Here is a 15,884-nt window from a genome sequence, read left to right on the forward strand (position 1 = left end):
CAGCGTCGTCCTGGTCGCAGCCGTCGGCGTGGCCATCGGCTTCCGCTCCACCGACGCCACCGTCCTGGAATGGCTGGCCGCCTTCGGACTCCTCGCGCTCTTCGCCACGGCCCTCACCTGGATCGCGGTCGGCATGGGCCTCATCAGCCCGAACGCCGAAGCCGCCAGCAACAACGCCCTGCCGATGATCCTGCTGCCCCTCTTCTCCAGCGCCTTCATCCCGGTCGACACGATGCCCGGCTGGTTCCAGCCGATCGCCCAGTACCAGCCCTTCACCCCCGCCATCGAAACCCTGCGCGGCCTGCTCCTCGGCACCGAGATCGGCCACAACGGCTGGCTCGCCACCGCCTGGTGCCTCGGCCTCGCGGTCCTCGGCTACTTCTGGTCGACCTCGAAGTTCAACCACGACCCGAAGTGACCGCCATGACACCGGCACAGCAACGGGCCCGACACCACGTGGTGTCGGGCCCGTTGGGCTGTCGGCGCGGGGGCCGGGATGCCTGGCCGGCACCCCGCCTCACGCGTCAGGCGTGGGAGCCGGCCTTGCGACGGCGTACGACGAACACCGCGCCCGCACCGATCACCACGGCCGCGCCGCTCGCGAGGGCGAGCTGCGACGTGGCGGAGGACGAACCCGTGGCGGCGAGGGTGCCGTTCACGGGACTGGCCGACGCGCCGCTCTGCGGCTTGAGGTCCGGGGTCGGCTCGGTCGTGCTGGGCGTGGCGTCGACGACCTTGCCGGGCTTGGTGCCCGCGGCGGCGATCATGAACTCGTAACCCTCCAGGTCCGGGTTCCCGCCGCAGGTGCCGTTGTCGTTGAAGTAGTCACCGGCGACGAAGGTGACGCCGTTGCCCGCGGGGGCCGAGGCGTCGACCACGAGGCGCATCTTGACGTCGGCGTGGGCGCCGGCCTTCAGCGGGCTGATGGCGTCCATGTAGTGCTTGTTGTCGACGGTCTTCCACTTCGAGGACGAGGCGGACGACCACTGCAGGTGCACCAGGTCGTCGATGTCCTTGAGCCCGCTCTTGTCGGTCGCGTGGACGTAGGCGAACGGAAGCACCTCGTCCATCGTCTTGTCGGTGCCGTTGGTGACCCGGAGGTCGAAGGTGACCTTGGTGCCGGCGACGACTACCGACGGCAGACCCGTGACGATCGTGGTGAGCTTGGCCTCGGGGACGCAGTCCTCGTCGTCCTCACCCTCCTCGGCCTCCTCCTCCTTCGCCTTGGCCAGCGCCTCGTCGGCGGCGGTCTTGTCGGCGAGTGCCGCCTCCACGGCCTTCTTCGCCACACCCAGCGCCCGGGCCGCGGCGACCCGCGCGTCGCTCCACGCGTCCCCGGCCTCCACGAGGGCGGCATCGGCGGCGACCTTGGCCTCGGCGGCGGTCGCGGCGGCGGCCTGTGCCTCGGTGAGAGCCGTCGTCGCGGCGGCCTTCTCCTCCTCGGTGGCCGTCTCCGGGAGGCCGTCGACCACTGCCTGCGCGTCGACGACCGCCTGGTCGGCGTCGGTCTTCGCGGTGGCCGCGTCGGTCGCGGCGGCCTTCGCGGCCTTGTATGCCACGGCCAGGGCGGAGTCGGACTCGAGCGCTTCGAGAACCGCGCGGGCGGCACTCTGGGCCGCTACCGCGTCGTCGTACGCCTCCTGCGCCGCGGCGGCGGCCTTTTCCAGCTCCGCGATGGACGGCTTCTTCTGCGTCTGCGCTGCCGGCTTGTCGTCGGCGAACGCGGGGGTCACCGACAGCAGCAGGACGGGCGTGGTCACGGCGGCGGCAACAGCGGTGGCAAGAATCCGGCGAATCTTCACAAGAGCCCTTCGGGGTCCGAAAAAGGAGAAGGGGTCGCAGCGGAATGGGGCACGCATGTGCGACCGGAGGTGATCGTATGGCCGGGAAATCGGTCGGCCGTCACGAATTCTTCACGTGCTCCGGCCCCTACCGCGGCACCGGGACAGACAGAGAAGACGAATGGGTGCAGTTGCCCTCACTACCTGCCCTTTCGCTGTGAGGAATGCCACAGGACCCCTCACCCCCCGACGAACCGCACCCGCGTTCCCGGCACCGCCTGCGCCGCCGCCGCGAGCGCACGCTCCGGCACGACGCCGACCACCGGGTAACCCCCGGTCGTCGGATGGTCGTTGAGGAACACCACAGGCCGCCCGTCCGGCGGCACCTGGATCGCGCCGAGCACCATGCCCTCGCTGGGCAGCTCGCCCTCCCGTGCGCGGTGCAGGGCGGGGCCCTCCGTGCGCAGGCCGATGCGGTTGCTGTGCGCCGAGACCGTGTACGGGGCCGTGGTGAGCGTGCGCAGCGCGGTGTCCGTGAACCAGGTGTGGCGGGGACCGAGGCGTACGGGGAGGACGAGTTCGGCGGGCGCCCCCGGCCAGGGCACCGGGTCGGGGGCGGCCGGACGGACGCCCTCCGGCCTACCGAGCGGCAACACGTCACCGTCCCGCAGAGGCGCCGGTCCCAGCCCCGAGAGCAGGTCCGCCGACCGGCTGCCGAGCACCGCCTCCGGCACCAGACCGCCCGCGAACGCCAGATAGCCGCGCACCCCCCGCACCGCGGGCCCCGCCTCCAGAACCGCCCCTTCCGGTACGCGGACGGGGGCGCCCCACGCCACCGGCCGGCCGTCGACGGTCACCCGGCACACCGCGCCGCCCACCACGGCGACCACGGACCGGCCGGGCCGGACCGCGCAGCCGGTGACCGTGGTCTCCAGCACCGCCGCGGTCACCGGGTTGCCGACGAGCCGGTTGGCGAGGCGGTGCGCGGGGGCGTCCAGGGCCCCGGACCGCCCCACCCCCAGATGCGCCCAGCCGGTCCGGCCCTCGTCCTGCACCGTGGTCAGGGCCCCGGCCCGCACCACTTCGAGCCCCCCGCTCACGCCCGCACCTCGGCTCACGCCCGCATCACCGCTCACGCCCGCACCTCCACGAAACGGACCCGCGTGCCCGGAACCAGGAGCGCGGCCGGTTCGCGTGCCGGGTTCCACAGCTCGCCGGGCTCGGGCATCCGCCCGATGAGCTGCCAGCCGCCGGGCGACGCCCGCGGGTACACACCGGTGTACGGCCCGGCGAGGGCCACCGCGCCCGCGGGGACGCGCGTACGGGGCGTCGAACGCCGCGGTACGCGCAGAGGCGCGGGGAGCCCGGTGAGGTAGCCGAAGCCGGGGGCGAAGCCGCAGAAGGCCACGCGGAACGCCGTCCCCGCGTGCGTCCGCGCCACCTCGGCGACGCCCACACCCCACGCCTCGGCCACATCCGCGAGGTCCGGGCCGTCGTACACGACGGGCAGCTCGACGGCGGGACCGTCCTCCCGGCGCAGCTCGGGTACGCGCCAGGACGCCAGCTCCGCCGCGAACCGGTCCCGTTCGCGCGCCCCCTCCCCACCCGCGTACGTGATGCCGTCGAGCAGCACGGTCCGCGCCCCGGGAACGACATCGCGCACGGCGGGCAGCTCCCCCCGCGCGCGCCGCCGCAGCAGCTCGGCGTGCAGGGCCTCCGTCTCCTCGCCGGACGCGCACTCGATCAGCAGGGCGTCGGACCCGACGGGCAGCACCCGCATCCCGGAGGCGGCCGGCGTACTCATGCGAAGGGCCGCACGCTGACGCCCGCGTCCTCCAGCGCCGTTCTGATCCGGCGGGCGAGCGCCGCCGCGCCCGGGGTGTCTCCGTGGACGCACAGGGATCGGGCGGCGACCGGGACGCGCGTACCGTCGGCGGCCGTGACGCTCCGGGCGACGGCCATCCCGAGGCTGCGGGCCACGACCTCGTCCGGTTCGTCCACGACCGCCCCGGGCTCGCCGCGCGGGACGAGCGTGCCCCGCGGGGTGTACGCCCGGTCGGCGAACGCTTCCTCGACCGGGGTGAGCCCGGCGGCCTCGGCGTGGGCGAGCAGCCGGGACCCGGGCAGACCGAGCACCGCGAGCCTGCCGCCCGCCAGCAGGACGCCCGCGACGACGGCGGCCGCCTGCTCGTCGTCCCAGACGGCCCGGTTGTAGAGGGCGCCGTGCGGCTTCACGTACGAGACCGCCGATCCGGCGGCTTCCGCGAAGACCCGCAGGGCCCCGATCTGGTAGGCGACCTCGGCGGTGAGTTCGGCGGCCGGCACGTCCATCGAGCGGCGCCCGAACCCGGCCAGGTCGCGGTAGGAGACCTGCGCCCCGATCCGTACGCCCCCGGCGGCGGCGGAATCGCAGACGCGCCGCATGACGGAGGCGTCGCCCGCGTGGAATCCGCAGGCCACGTTGGCACTGGTGACGGTCGCGAGCAGCGCGTCGTCATCGGTGAGCGTCCACTGACCGAAGCCCTCACCGAGGTCGGCGTTGAGATCGATGTCTGTCACCACCGCAAGCTAGCGACTGACCAACCGCGCGACAAGGACACACTCCAGCGAGAAGGCGGGAAGGACAGACCCTAGAGTCGCCCCATGACCGACAGCGCCCAGAGCCGCCTCCGTGACCGCTGGCAGGAAACCCTCACCGCAGTCCGGCGCGGCGCCGACGGCCCCGACCCGCTGCCGTACGCCGACAACCTCCTGGCGCGCTGGGCCGAGCCCCAGCGGCGCTACCACACCACCGCCCACCTGGTCGCGGTCCTGGACCGCGTCGACACGCTCGCCGACCACGCGGCGGACCCGGACGCGGTGCGGCTCGCCGCCTGGTTCCACGACGCGGTCTACCGCCCCGACCGCTCCGAGAACGAGGAGCGCAGCGCCGTGCTGGCCGAGCGCGCCCTGTCCGAGGCCGGTGTCCCGGACAGCTCCACCGCCGAGGTGGCCCGCCTGGTGCGCCTCACCGTCACCCACGATCCGGCGGACGGCGACACCAACGGGGAAGTGCTGTGCGACGCGGATCTGGCGGTCCTGGCGTCCGGCCCGAAGGAGTACGCGGAGTACGCGGCGCAGGTGCGCGAGGAGTACGCCTTCGTCCCCGACGAGGCGTTCCGGGAGGGCCGGGCTGCGGTGCTGCGGCAGCTCATCGGACTGCCCCGGTTGTTTCGTACACCGCACGGGATCGCGGAGTGGGAACCGAGGGCGCGGCAGAACCTGACGACCGAGCTGGAGCTGCTCACGGGAATGTGAGCAGCCGGACGGGTGTTGCCGAGTGTCATGCCCGACTCCGTTTCCAGCCGTCCCCGTCGCGCCCCCATGCCCCTGGCCGTATACATCCTGGGTCTCTCGGTCTTCGCCCTCGGTACCAGCGAATTCATGCTGTCCGGGCTGCTGCCACCGATCGCCGAGGACATGGACGTGTCCATTCCGCAGGCGGGACTCCTCATATCCGCCTTCGCGATCGGCATGGTGATCGGCGCCCCGCTGCTCGCCGTGGCCACGCTGCGACTGCCGAGGCGTACGACGCTGATCGCGCTGATCTCGGTGTTCGGGCTCGGCCAGATCGCGGGTGCGCTGGCTCCGACGTACGAGGTGCTGTTCGTTTCGCGTGTGGTCAGCGCCTTCGCCTGTGCGGGTTTCTGGGCCGTCGGCGCGGCCGTCGCCATCGCGATGGTGCCGGTGAACGCGCGGGCGCGGGCGATGGCCGTGATGATCGGCGGGCTCTCGATCGCCAACGTGCTGGGGGTGCCGCTGGGCGCCTTCCTCGGTGAGCACCTGGGCTGGCGGTCGGCGTTCTGGGCGGTGGGGGCGGCGTCCGCCGTGGCGCTGGCCGGGGTGTCGACGCTCATCCCCCGTATCCCCCTCCCCGACAAGAAGCCGCAGCTCAAGCGGGAGATGTCGATCTACCGGGACCGGCAGGTCTGGCTCTCCGTCGTGATCACGGCACTCGCGGCGGGCGGTGTCTTCTGCGCGTTCAGCTATCTCGCGCCGCTGCTGACGGATGTGGCGGGTCTTGGCTCGGGCTGGGTGCCGTGGGTGCTCGGGCTGTTCGGGATCGGTGCGCTGATCGGTACAACGATCGGCGGCCGGGTCGCGGACGCGCACCTCTTCGGGGTGCTGCTGAGCGGGATCACGGCCTCCACGGTCTTCCTGGTGGCGCTGGCCCTGTTCGCCTCCAGCCAGGTCGCCGTGGTCGCGCTGGCCTTCCTGCTGGGCCTCTCGGCGTTCTTCACGGCGCCCGCGCTCAACGCCCGTATGTTCAACGTGGCGGGCGCGGCCCCGACCCTGGCCGGTGCGACGACGACGGCCGCGTTCAACCTGGGCAACACGAGTGGCCCGTGGCTCGGCGGCACGGTGATCGACGCGGACTTCGGTTTCGCGGCGACGGCGTGGGCGGGGGCCTCGATGACGGTGCTGGCGCTGGTGGCGGTGTTCTTCTCGCTCCGGCTGCACCGGGGGTCGGGCACCCCGTCCCGCCTGGTCGCGACGGCGAGGTCCACGGAGAAGTCCCCGGGGAAGGGCCCGTCCGGAACGGACCTCGACCCCGCCGCGCTCGGCGCTTCCGACAGGATCTGACGGCCGGCGGCCGCCGGACCCCCGCTGCCCCTCGTCGCTACCCCGGCGCGGGGCGCCCCTTCGGCCTGCGCAGGCCGGCGGCCGTGAGCCGGCGCACGAGCTCCTTCGACCCGACCTCCCGCGCCCCGGCGCTCACCGCCTGCGCGTAGCGCGCCGCCGGTACGTCGTAGTGGTCGCGTTCGAAGGCACGCGGAGGGCAGCCGATCGAGGCCGCGAAGGCGTGCAGCTCGTCGAACGAGACATCGCTCACCAGGTGCGACCAGAACAGGCCGTGCCCCGGCCAGTCCGGCGGGTCGATGTAGAGCGTCAACGGCCCAGCACTCCGCTCAGCGCACCCACCCGGGCCACCCGCACGGTCGCCTTCGTGCAGACCCAGTGCGGGTCGGGGCCGAGCTCCGGCTCGACGTCGAGCGCGTGCGGGCCCTCCTCGACGCAGACCGGGCACAGGGGCCAGCGGCCGTACTTCTCCAGCAGCGCGTCCTGTACGTCCTGGGCGATCAGACCGACGACGAAGTCCGCGCCCTCGGGCCACTGCTCGACCCACCAGCGCCGGTGCGTCACAGCGTCCTCGACCAGCGAGACGATCTCGGCCTCGGCGACGTCGCCCGCGACAAGATCGGCCATGACGAGTGCCCGGGCCGTGTGCAGCGCCTGTTCCAAGGGGTTCATCTCCATGCAGCCATTGTCCCTCGAAGGAATGGGGACCAAAGGGGGGTTGACGACCCACCCCATTGAAAATATCTTTCAAATGTGACCAATGAAGTGAAGGAAAGTTTCAAGGGCGATTCGCCGCCCGCCCCTGCCGCGCTGGCCGCCAAGGTCCGGACCCTCGCACCGTCCATGACCCGCTCGATGCAGCGGGTCGCCGAAGCCGTCGCGGGGGACCCTGCCGGGTGCGCCGCCCTCACCGTCACCGGTCTCGCCGAGCTCACCGGCACCAGCGAGGCCACCGTGGTCCGCACCGCCCGCCTCCTCGGCTATCCCGGCTACCGCGACCTGCGCCTCGCGCTCGCCGGTCTCGCCGCCCACCAGCTGTCCGGCCGGGCACCGGCCGTCACCGCCGACATCACGGTCGACGACCCGATCGCCGACGTGGTCGCCAAGCTCGCCTACGACGAACAGCAGACCCTCGCCGACACCGCGTCCGGACTCGACACCGTGCAGCTCGGCGCCGCCGTCGCCGCCGCGTCGACCGCCCGCCGCATCGACATCTACGGCGCCGGCGCCTCCTCCCTCGTCGGCCAGGACCTGGCGCAGAAGCTGCTCCGTATCGGCCTGATCGCCCACGCCCACACGGACCCGCACCTCGCCGTCACCAACGCCGTGCAGCTCCGCTCCGGCGATGTGGCCATCGCGATCACCCACTCCGGCTCCACGGGCGACGTCATCGAGCCGCTGCGGGTCGCCTTCGACCGGGGTGCGACGACCGTCGCGATCACCGGCCGCCCCGACGGCCCGGTCTCGCAGTACGCCGACCACGTCCTGACCACGTCCACCGCCCGCGAGAGCGAGCTGCGGCCCGCCGCCATGTCGAGCCGCACGAGCCAACTCCTCGTCGTGGACTGCCTGTTCATAGGCATCGCGCAGCGCACGTACGAGACGGCCGCCCCGGCCCTCGCCGCGTCGTACGAGGCGCTCGCCCACCGCCACAACCCGCGCACCCGCTGACCACCGGCCCGCGCGCCCCCGCACCACCGCACTGCCGAACCGCTGAACGTACGAGATCGAGAAAGCAGAGCCGCTCTCCATGACCTCATCCGCTGACACCGACACCACCTCCGGCGCCGGAGCCACCACCCCCGCCGGATACGGGGAACTGCGCGCCGAACTCGCCACGCTCACCACAGAGGCCTTCCGGCCGGAGCTCGCCGACATCGACCGGCTGGCCACGCAGGAGATCGCCCGGATCATGAACGGCGAGGACACCACCGTTCCCGCCGCCGTCGCCGAGCAGCTGCCGCAGATCTCCGCCGCGATCGACGCCACCGCCGAGCGCATGGCGCGCGGCGGCCGGCTGATCTACGCGGGCGCGGGCACGGCGGGCCGCCTCGGCGTCCTCGACGCCAGCGAGTGCCCGCCCACCTTCAACACCGACCCGTCCGAGGTCGTCGGCCTCATCGCGGGCGGCCCGACCGCCATGGTCAAGGCGGTGGAGGGCGCCGAGGACAGCAAGGAGCTGGCCGCCGCCGACCTCAACGCCCTCGGCCTCACCGAGAACGACACCGTGGTCGGCATCTCCGCCTCCGGCCGCACGCCGTACGCGATCGGCGCCGTCGAGCACGCCCGCGCCCACGGCGCGCTCACCATCGGTCTGTCCTGCAACGCGGACTCCGCGCTCGCCGCCGCCGCCGAGCACGGCCTCGAAGTCGTCGTCGGCCCGGAACTGCTCACCGGCTCCACCCGCCTCAAGGCCGGTACGGCACAGAAGCTCGTCCTCAACATGATCTCGACGATCACGATGATCCGGCTCGGCAAGACGTACGGGAATCTGATGGTCGACGTCCGCGCCTCCAACGAGAAGCTGCGGGCCCGCTCCCGCCGCATCGTCTCGCTGGCCACCGGCGCGTCCGACCAGGAGATCGAGGCGGCGCTCGCCGCCACCGACGGCGAGGTGAAGAACGCGATCCTGACCATCCTCGGCCAGGTCGACGGCCCCACCGCCGCCACGCTCCTCGGCACGTCGGGCGGCCACCTCCGCGCCGCCCTCGCCGCCGTACGCACCACCTGACCCACCCGCACCACGCCCGCACCCCCCGCACAGCAAGGCACCACGCCCCATGGCTACTGAAGACAAGAACCGCGCCACCGCCGCCGCGATCCTTCCGCTCGTCGGTGGTGCCTCGAACGTCAGCTCCATCGCCCACTGCATGACCCGGCTCCGCCTCGGCCTGCACGACCGCTCGCTGGTCGACGACGAAGCGCTCAAGGCGATCCCCGCCGTCATGGGCGTGGTCGAGGACGACACGTATCAGATCGTCCTCGGGCCGGGCACCGTCGCCCGGGTCACCCCGGAGTTCGAGCGCCTGGTCGAGGAGGAGCGGGCGGCCTCCCCCGCCGTCCACACCTCCGAGGAGCTGGCCGCGCAGGGCGCGGCGCTCAGGGCGCGGCAGAAGGCGAAGAACGCCACCCCGTTCAAGCTGTTCCTGCGCAAAATCGCCAACATCTTCGTCCCGCTGATCCCGGCCCTCATCGGCTGCGGCATCATCGCCGGCCTCAACGGCCTGCTGGTCAACCTGGAGTGGCTGCCCGCCGTCACCCCCGCCCTCGCCGCGATGGCCTCCGGGTTCATGGCGCTGATCGCGGTCTTCGTCGGCTACAACACGGCGAAGGAGTTCGGCGGTACGCCGATCCTGGGCGGTGCGGTCGCCGCGATCATCGTCTTCCCGGGCGTCGCCAACATCGAGGCGTTCGGCCGGCATCTCTCCCCCGGCCAGGGCGGTGTGCTCGGCGCGCTGGGCGCGGCTGTCCTCGCGGTGTACGTGGAGAAGTGGTGCCGCCGCTGGGTCCCCGAGGCCCTGGACGTGCTGGTCACCCCGACCCTCACGGTCCTGGTCTCCGGCCTGGTGACGATCTTCGGCCTGATGTACGTGGCGGGGGAGATCTCCTCCGCGATCGGTACGTTCGCCGACTGGCTGCTGTCCAACGGCGGCGCGGGCGCGGGCTTCGTCCTGGGCGGCTTCTTCCTCCCGCTGGTGATGCTGGGCCTGCACCAGGCCCTCATCCCCATCCACACCACGCTCATCGAGCAGCAGGGCTTCACCGTCCTGCTCCCGATCCTCGCGATGGCCGGTGCTGGCCAGGTCGGCGCGGCCGTGGCCGTCTACTTCCGCCTCCCCCGCAACGAGTCGATCCGCCGCACCATCAAGTCGGCCCTCCCGGCGGGGCTGCTGGGCGTCGGTGAGCCCCTGATCTACGGGGTCTCGCTGCCGCTGGGCCGCCCGTTCATCACGGCGTGCGTCGGTGGCGCGTTCGGCGGCGGCTTCGTCGGACTCTTCAACCAGCTCGGCGACACGGTCGGCTCCACGGCCATCGGCCCGTCCGGCTGGGCGCTGTTCCCCCTCCTGGACGGCAACCGCGGCCTGGGCTCGACGATCGCCATCTACGCGGGCGGCCTGGTGGCCGGATATGTCGCCGGCTTCGTCGCGACGTATTTCTTCGGCTTCGGCAAGGAACTCCTGGCGGAGTTCAACGTCTCCCAGGAACAGGCCGTTCCAGCGGTCGCGGCCGCCGGCCCTAACGACCCCACCCCCGGCACCCCCACCAAGGAGCCGGCGGCGGTCTGATCGACGGACGCAGGTATGAAGCCCCGATATCCGGGCACGCGATAGAGCGAGCGGCTCCCGCCACCCTTTCGGTGGGGGTCCACATGCCGAATTGCGTCTTCTGGAAAGGAGCCAAAAAATGAGCGACAACCTGTGGGGTTACCAGCCTTCGAGCGGCCACACCGCGGGCGCCGATCTGACCGGATATTCGGTCGAGGCGACTGACGGAAGCATCGGCAAGGTCGACAAGCACTCCGACGAGGTCGGCTCGGCCTACCTGGTCGTCGACACCGGAGTGTGGATCTTCGGGAAGGAAGTCCTGCTGCCTGCGGGCACGGTCCGTGGCATCGACACGGAAAACCGCACGGTATTCGTCGACCTGACGAAGGACCAGATCAAGGACTCCCCGGAGTTCGACAAGCACAAGCACACGGATGACCCGGGCTTTCACGAGCAGATCGCCGGCTACTACGGCAGCTACCGGCTCATGTGACCTGGCGCGCACCCGAGAGGCGGCGGGCCCGACCCTGAAGAAGGGCCGGCCCCGCCGTCCGGCTGTGCGGAGACGAGATCCCGACTCGTCTCAGCCGAGGAGGAACGCGGTCAATTCAGCGACGGACATCGCGCTGTCAGGGGTGAATCGCCTGATCTCACCCCGGAACGACCGGGCTTCCAGCCAACTCTGCGGTGTCGCATCCGGCAGTACGGCCATAAGCCTTTCGACATCAGTGGACCGGTAGACCTTGAACGTCTTCTCCCGCCGGTATTCGGAAGGTTCAATGTCGAACCGGAGGTCGACGACCGGCCGCGGCTCACGGCCCCAGTCGCTGTAAGGCAAAGCGCCGTGACCATGAATGCGGGCGTCAACGAGAACCTCCGGGTCCGCGTCACCGATCTCGCAGTCGAATATCGGGAAGGCTGTCGCGACGCGGGCCGAGATGGCGGGATACGCCTGGCATGCCTGGCCGAGCGACGGCGCGCAGAACAACGCGTGGCTGAATCGTCCGACCGGCCCCGGCATGGGCACCTTGTGGTGCGATCGCCCGTCGAAGGCCAGGTCACGCCGGGCACACACGAAGTCCAGGAAGGCGGATACCGCGCCGGCATCATGGCTCTTCCCCCGTACGACGAAACGTACGGCGCTACGCCCCTGCTCGCGCAGGATGACGTACTCGTGAAAGCCCATCACATGACCAGGATGGGCCCGGCAGTACACCTCGTCGAAGCCATCGACCGGCAGATACTCGGAGCCCGATCCGGCTGCTGGGGCACCGCCTCGGAGCACGTCGAGGACAAGCGACTCCTGATCGAGTTCCGCATCGTCACACAGCGGGGCGACCTCGGTGAAGCCCTTCCTGAGCAACGCGTTGATCTTGCGCGCGGCATGACGCCTCGCGTGCTCCTCATCATCGAGCGTCGACGTGCTGGCCTTGCCGTTCCCACCGACGGAACCCCACCGGATGAAACAGCGGATCCCTTCCTGGCGGATCTCCCGGTACTCGGACGTACCCTCCGCCAAGAGCTCGAACCGCCGCCATCCCGTCATCTCGGCAACTGCCCTTCTTTGTTGATCTCCGTCACCCGGGCCCGCAGCACCACCCCCGGCGGCGCCGACCGGACGAGGGCCGGCGGACAGTCCCACTCGGCACCCCCACCCGGCGGCCGCAACTGTACGTACGGTCCGACGCGCCCCATCACGCGACCCACTCGCCCGTCCCTGGCGTCCACGGCGTACGAACCCGGCTCCGGCGTACACGGCTCAAGCACCTCACCGGTCACGGACAGGCTCCCTTCTCCGCCAGGACCTCGCACAGCCGCTGCGCCGTGTCGAGGTTGCAACAGCCGAGGTCGACCAGCGGCGAGGGCTCGTTCCCCGCACACGACACGGGGTCGATCCGCAGCGAGGGAAGCTTCAGACCGACCCCCGCGAAGCCCTCCCTCAACCGCTCCACCGCGTCCTCCGCCATCCGCACCCTGTCCGCCGCCGCCCGGCGCCGCTCGGTCGCTGTCATGCCGTTCCACCTTCCACGCTGAGTAATGGGAATGCCTACCCAGAGTGTCCAACGCGCGGCTAGCCTGGAAGAGGCGCAGTTCCAACAACCGCACGTGTGTCACAGGGAGTTGCCATGCCAGGTCCCCGGAAGCTCGACCCCTCCTCGTCGCCCCGCGCACTTCTCGGCGCGGAACTCCGTCACAGACGGGAGCGAGCGGGTCTCTCGCAGGACGATCTCGGGGCCCCGCTCTTCGTCAGCGGCTCGTTCATCGGGCAGTTGGAGATAGGGGTACGGCGGATGCAGCTGGACCAGGCGGAGAAGCTCGACGAAGTCCTGCGGGCTGACGGCTTCTTCGTACGGAACTGTGCGGCGCTGAAGAAGTCCAAGTATCCGGACCACTTCGCCGAAGCCGCTGACGCGGAAGCCCTCGCGGAGTCCATCAAGGAGTACGCGCCGCTGCTCATCCCGGGGCTGTTGCAGACGGAGGGGTATGCGCGGGCAGTGTTCCGGGCTGGCCTGCCAACAGCGGTCGACAGCGCGATCGACGATCTGGTGGCCGCGCGACTGGAGCGGACGCAGCTCCTCGACGATCCAACCAAGCCCATGTTGTGGGCAGTTCTCGATGAGGCAGTGTTACGCCGGGTGGTAGGCGGACGGGTGGTGACCGCAGAGGCCCTGCACCACATCGCCAGGCTGATCAGACAGCACCGCATCATTGTGCAGGTGCTGCCGTTCTCAGAAGGCGGGCACGCAGCCATGGGCGGCGGCCTCAAGCTGATGGCCTTCCCGGACGCACCGCCGCTCGCCTATCTGGACAGCCTCGGTTCGGGCCAACTTCTGGACGATCCGCTCACGGTCCGGAAATACGAGCTGACCTACAATCTCCTTGTGGCCAGCGCAATCTCGCGGGAGGCGTCCCTGGCCTTGATCGAGGCCGTGGCGGAGGATTACGACCATGAAGCTCAGCAGCTCTGACTACGACCTGTCCACGGCGATCTGGCACAAGTCCTCGTACAGCGACGGAAGCGGCGGCAACTGCCTCGAAGTCGCGACCTGGCGCAAGTCCACGTACAGCGATGCAAGTGGTGGCAACTGCCTCGAAGTCCTCGACGGGCTCCCCGACGCCGTCCCCGTCCGGGACTCCAAGATGACCGACGGCCCGGCGCTCGTGTTCCGGACCGAGGCGTGGACGACCTTCGTCGGCGGCCTCAAGCGCGACTGACGCACCCGCCCGCGGCGACCGGGAGCCACCCGGTGCCGCGGGCGGGCGTGAGGCGTCACCGGTCCCGTCCGCTCCCGGCCTGCGTCCTGGACGGCGCCCCCACGGGCAGGGACGACTGGTGCTGGGACGACGACTGCTGCGAGACCGTGCCGGGGCTTCCCTGCCGGAGGCTCGCCGCCGCGGCGACGGTGAAGGCCGGCGGGGAAACGCTGCGGGACGAACGGTCCGAAACCGGGCTGGTCGGAGTCGTCGGAATGGGCCCCGCCTCCATCACGTTGACCCCGGCGGCATCCATCAGATGCCTGTCGTTTCCGATGTTCCTCATCTGCTCGGCAGGCGAGCGGGGCACGATCGCCTTCTTGTAGTACACGAACGGATACTCGGTGTTCCGGGCCGCGTGACTGGTGAAGGCATCCACCTCCCCGGCGTATCCGTACTGGGTGACCTGTTGCCCCCGGTCGCTCTTCGTCCAGAACCGCACGCCGTCGCCCTTGTTGTAGACGGCGTCCGTGGAGATCCGCGCGTTGGGGAATTCGCGCTGCATGTTCTCCGCGAACTCCTGAAACCGGCACTTGCAGCCGTTGCACGGGCCGATGTTGCTGACGAACTCAACCTCGATACGGCTCGTCGTGTCCGACGTGTAGTTCTGGCTCAGGTACTTGTGCACCGCGTCGAGAGCGCCGACCTCCGCGTCCCTGTGCGATACCCGCATCTCGTCCCCCAGCGCGGCCACCTCCACATCGGCGTAGGAAGTCCCGTCGCCCTTACCGCCCCCGTTGCGGCCCGAGCCGAAGACCGCCCCGTCGGCGACCGTGATGTGCCGGTCGTCCACCAGGAGGATCGGTTGGACGTGGACACCCCTCCCCGGCTGGAACACGGCGTTCATGGCATGCATCCGCAGTTCGCTGAGGCTCGGCCGCTGCGGTGCGGCCTGGGGCGCGTGGTCCGGGGGCGGAGCGGCCTGCTGGTCCTGGCCGAGGTCGGTGGCATAGGGCGCTGCCCACACCACCTCCCCCTGCGCATTGGTCGTGTAGCACGGTCGCTGGGAGTCGCTCTCGTGATACCAGGTGATGTGCTGCTCGTCGGCCTGCACACCGGCCATGCGGTGGACGGCGTCCCAGTGGTAGTACGTCCCCTGCGACTCCTGCCAGCCGACCATCGTCTCGCCGGAGTAGTAACAGGTCCGCTGGGCCTGCTCGTCCCAATGGGCCACGACATCATTCGGAGTGGTCACTGCAATGCCCCCTAGGCACTGTGGATGTGGGCAGTTCCCACAACGCGGCCCATGGGGACAGGGTTCAGCCGACCGGCACGGCTACCGGTAGACGTCGACGACGACCCGGTCCGGCTGGGTCAGGTGGAAGACCTTGTAGCTGGTCGAGGGGCCGAGAGAAATGCCGAACTGGGCCCGGGCCGCGTGAAAGCTCGTCAGCTGGACGCCCTTGATGGTGGGAAGGCCCAGAGCCTTGTTCAGGACCACATCAGAAGCCGGGTGGATGGGGTCCATCGTGAGGTAGAGGTACGAGGTGCCCTTGACGTCCAGGTAATGGGTCTGGCCGTCCATCGGGACGAATTCGCCTGTCGTGTTCGTGTACGTGTTGGTGACCTGGGTGCCGGCCGTGAGGTCGAAGACGAGCCGGTCGTGGTCGGCATGTGTCGCGGCACGGATTCCCGTGAGGCAGGGGTCGTCGTAGCAGGTGACAGCCGCGGCGGCGGTGCCTGCCTCTGCCGAGTTCGCGGCGGAGGCCGCCGGCGCCATGAAGAGGGAGAAGAGAGCGGTGGCAGCAAGAGGCGTGACGATTCGAGCCCACCTACGTCGTGATGCACGCACGATATTAAAACCCTTCACAAATGGAATTTCCGTCGGGGTGAAACGGAATGCGTTCACTCGCTTTATAGGGCGCGAGTCTCGCTCGACAAAAGCGATCGAACAATACATCGACCATTAAAAGGCGGGCGGGCCGTGGCTTGAATTAATGGAGAGATTGGCCGGAAGGTGACC

At 70.5% G+C, this 15,884-nt stretch carries 20 protein-coding genes; 9 read left to right on the plus strand and 11 right to left on the minus strand.

Annotated features, from left to right (window positions below):
• Positions 1–418, plus strand: a 418-nt coding sequence (locus AC07FA_RS32615) for an ABC transporter permease (protein WP_479079954.1), incomplete at its 5' end; no start/stop codon positions are given.
• 106 nt (positions 419–524) lie between these two features.
• Here the strand turns inward: AC07FA_RS32615 and AC07FA_RS32620 are convergent.
• The 4 genes from AC07FA_RS32620 to AC07FA_RS32635 form a co-directional block, all read right to left on the minus strand.
• The gene (locus AC07FA_RS32620; RefSeq protein WP_479079955.1) at positions 525–1,802 is read right to left on the minus strand and encodes an LAETG motif-containing sortase-dependent surface protein; all 1,278 of its coding nucleotides are present in this window, start codon (positions 1,800–1,802) and stop codon (positions 525–527) included.
• Positions 1,803–2,020: 218 nt separating this feature from the next.
• Positions 2,021–2,881, minus strand: coding sequence for a 5-oxoprolinase subunit C family protein (locus tag AC07FA_RS32625; protein ID WP_479079956.1), 861 nt, complete (start codon positions 2,879–2,881; stop codon positions 2,021–2,023).
• A 32-nt stretch (positions 2,882–2,913) separates the two neighbouring features.
• Positions 2,914–3,585 (minus strand): 5-oxoprolinase subunit B family protein, encoded by a 672-nt coding sequence (locus AC07FA_RS32630; RefSeq protein WP_479079957.1) that lies wholly within the window; start codon positions 3,583–3,585, stop codon positions 2,914–2,916.
• Positions 3,582–4,331, minus strand: a complete 750-nt coding sequence (locus AC07FA_RS32635; protein WP_479080025.1) for a LamB/YcsF family protein — start codon at positions 4,329–4,331, stop codon at positions 3,582–3,584. The genes AC07FA_RS32630 and AC07FA_RS32635 overlap by 4 nt, the downstream gene beginning before the upstream one ends.
• 93 nt (positions 4,332–4,424) lie before the next feature.
• On the opposite strand from AC07FA_RS32635, the gene AC07FA_RS32640 reads away from it, so the two are divergent.
• Positions 4,425–5,078: an HD domain-containing protein gene (locus AC07FA_RS32640; RefSeq protein ID WP_479079958.1), complete on the plus strand. Its 654-nt coding sequence runs from the start codon at positions 4,425–4,427 to the stop codon at positions 5,076–5,078.
• A gap of 66 nt (positions 5,079–5,144) precedes the next feature.
• The gene (locus AC07FA_RS32645; RefSeq protein ID WP_479079959.1) at positions 5,145–6,404 is read left to right on the plus strand and encodes a Cmx/CmrA family chloramphenicol efflux MFS transporter; all 1,260 of its coding nucleotides are present in this window, start codon (positions 5,145–5,147) and stop codon (positions 6,402–6,404) included.
• A 37-nt stretch (positions 6,405–6,441) separates the two neighbouring features.
• On the opposite strand, the gene AC07FA_RS32650 is transcribed toward AC07FA_RS32645, so the two are convergent.
• A complete protein-coding gene (locus AC07FA_RS32650; RefSeq protein WP_479079960.1) occupies positions 6,442–6,714 on the minus strand; it encodes a DUF4031 domain-containing protein in 273 nt (90 codons plus the stop codon).
• A complete protein-coding gene (locus AC07FA_RS32655) occupies positions 6,711–7,079 on the minus strand; it encodes a hypothetical protein (protein WP_479079961.1) in 369 nt (122 codons plus the stop codon). The genes AC07FA_RS32650 and AC07FA_RS32655 overlap by 4 nt, the downstream gene beginning before the upstream one ends.
• A gap of 75 nt (positions 7,080–7,154) precedes the next feature.
• Between AC07FA_RS32655 and AC07FA_RS32660 the strand changes: the two genes are divergently transcribed.
• The 4 genes from AC07FA_RS32660 (at position 7,155) to AC07FA_RS32675 (ending at position 11,159) form a co-directional block, all read left to right on the plus strand.
• The gene (locus AC07FA_RS32660) at positions 7,155–8,072 is read left to right on the plus strand and encodes a MurR/RpiR family transcriptional regulator (protein WP_479079962.1); all 918 of its coding nucleotides are present in this window, start codon (positions 7,155–7,157) and stop codon (positions 8,070–8,072) included.
• 79 nt (positions 8,073–8,151) lie between these two features.
• The gene (gene murQ, locus AC07FA_RS32665; protein ID WP_479079963.1) at positions 8,152–9,132 is read left to right on the plus strand and encodes an N-acetylmuramic acid 6-phosphate etherase; all 981 of its coding nucleotides are present in this window, start codon (positions 8,152–8,154) and stop codon (positions 9,130–9,132) included.
• A 49-nt stretch (positions 9,133–9,181) separates the two neighbouring features.
• Positions 9,182–10,687: a PTS transporter subunit EIIC gene (locus AC07FA_RS32670; protein ID WP_479079964.1), complete on the plus strand. Its 1,506-nt coding sequence runs from the start codon at positions 9,182–9,184 to the stop codon at positions 10,685–10,687.
• Positions 10,688–10,805: 118 nt separating this feature from the next.
• Positions 10,806–11,159, plus strand: a complete 354-nt coding sequence (locus AC07FA_RS32675; protein ID WP_479079965.1) for a PRC-barrel domain-containing protein — start codon at positions 10,806–10,808, stop codon at positions 11,157–11,159.
• Between the two features lie 90 nt (positions 11,160–11,249).
• Here AC07FA_RS32675 and AC07FA_RS32680 read toward each other — a convergent pair whose 3' ends face one another.
• From AC07FA_RS32680 to AC07FA_RS32690, 3 genes are read right to left on the minus strand one after another with little or no spacing between them, the layout of a single operon-like run.
• Positions 11,250–12,212 carry a WGR domain-containing protein gene (locus tag AC07FA_RS32680; protein WP_479079966.1) on the minus strand — a complete coding sequence of 321 codons (963 nt, stop codon included), beginning with the start codon at positions 12,210–12,212 and terminating at the stop codon, positions 11,250–11,252.
• Positions 12,209–12,445, minus strand: coding sequence for a hypothetical protein (locus AC07FA_RS32685; RefSeq protein ID WP_479079967.1), 237 nt, complete (start codon positions 12,443–12,445; stop codon positions 12,209–12,211). The genes AC07FA_RS32680 and AC07FA_RS32685 overlap by 4 nt, the downstream gene beginning before the upstream one ends.
• Complete coding sequence (locus AC07FA_RS32690) at positions 12,442–12,678, minus strand: hypothetical protein (RefSeq protein ID WP_479079968.1); 237 nt, start codon at positions 12,676–12,678, stop codon at positions 12,442–12,444. Before AC07FA_RS32690 ends, AC07FA_RS32685 begins: the two co-directional genes overlap by 4 nt.
• 114 nt (positions 12,679–12,792) lie before the next feature.
• Between AC07FA_RS32690 and AC07FA_RS32695 the strand changes: the two genes are divergently transcribed.
• Positions 12,793–13,635, plus strand: a complete 843-nt coding sequence (locus AC07FA_RS32695; protein WP_479079969.1) for a helix-turn-helix domain-containing protein — start codon at positions 12,793–12,795, stop codon at positions 13,633–13,635.
• The gene (locus AC07FA_RS32700) at positions 13,616–13,882 is read left to right on the plus strand and encodes a DUF397 domain-containing protein (RefSeq protein WP_479079970.1); all 267 of its coding nucleotides are present in this window, start codon (positions 13,616–13,618) and stop codon (positions 13,880–13,882) included. The genes AC07FA_RS32695 and AC07FA_RS32700 overlap by 20 nt, the downstream gene beginning before the upstream one ends.
• A gap of 55 nt (positions 13,883–13,937) precedes the next feature.
• Here AC07FA_RS32700 and AC07FA_RS32705 read toward each other — a convergent pair whose 3' ends face one another.
• Positions 13,938–15,116 carry a hypothetical protein gene (locus AC07FA_RS32705; RefSeq protein ID WP_479079971.1) on the minus strand — a complete coding sequence of 393 codons (1,179 nt, stop codon included), beginning with the start codon at positions 15,114–15,116 and terminating at the stop codon, positions 13,938–13,940.
• A gap of 81 nt (positions 15,117–15,197) precedes the next feature.
• A complete protein-coding gene (locus AC07FA_RS32710) occupies positions 15,198–15,641 on the minus strand; it encodes an AMIN-like domain-containing (lipo)protein (protein ID WP_479079972.1) in 444 nt (147 codons plus the stop codon).
• Positions 15,642–15,884 lie beyond the last annotated feature (243 nt).

Source organism: Streptomyces sp. NPDC045968 (assembly GCF_056430475.1).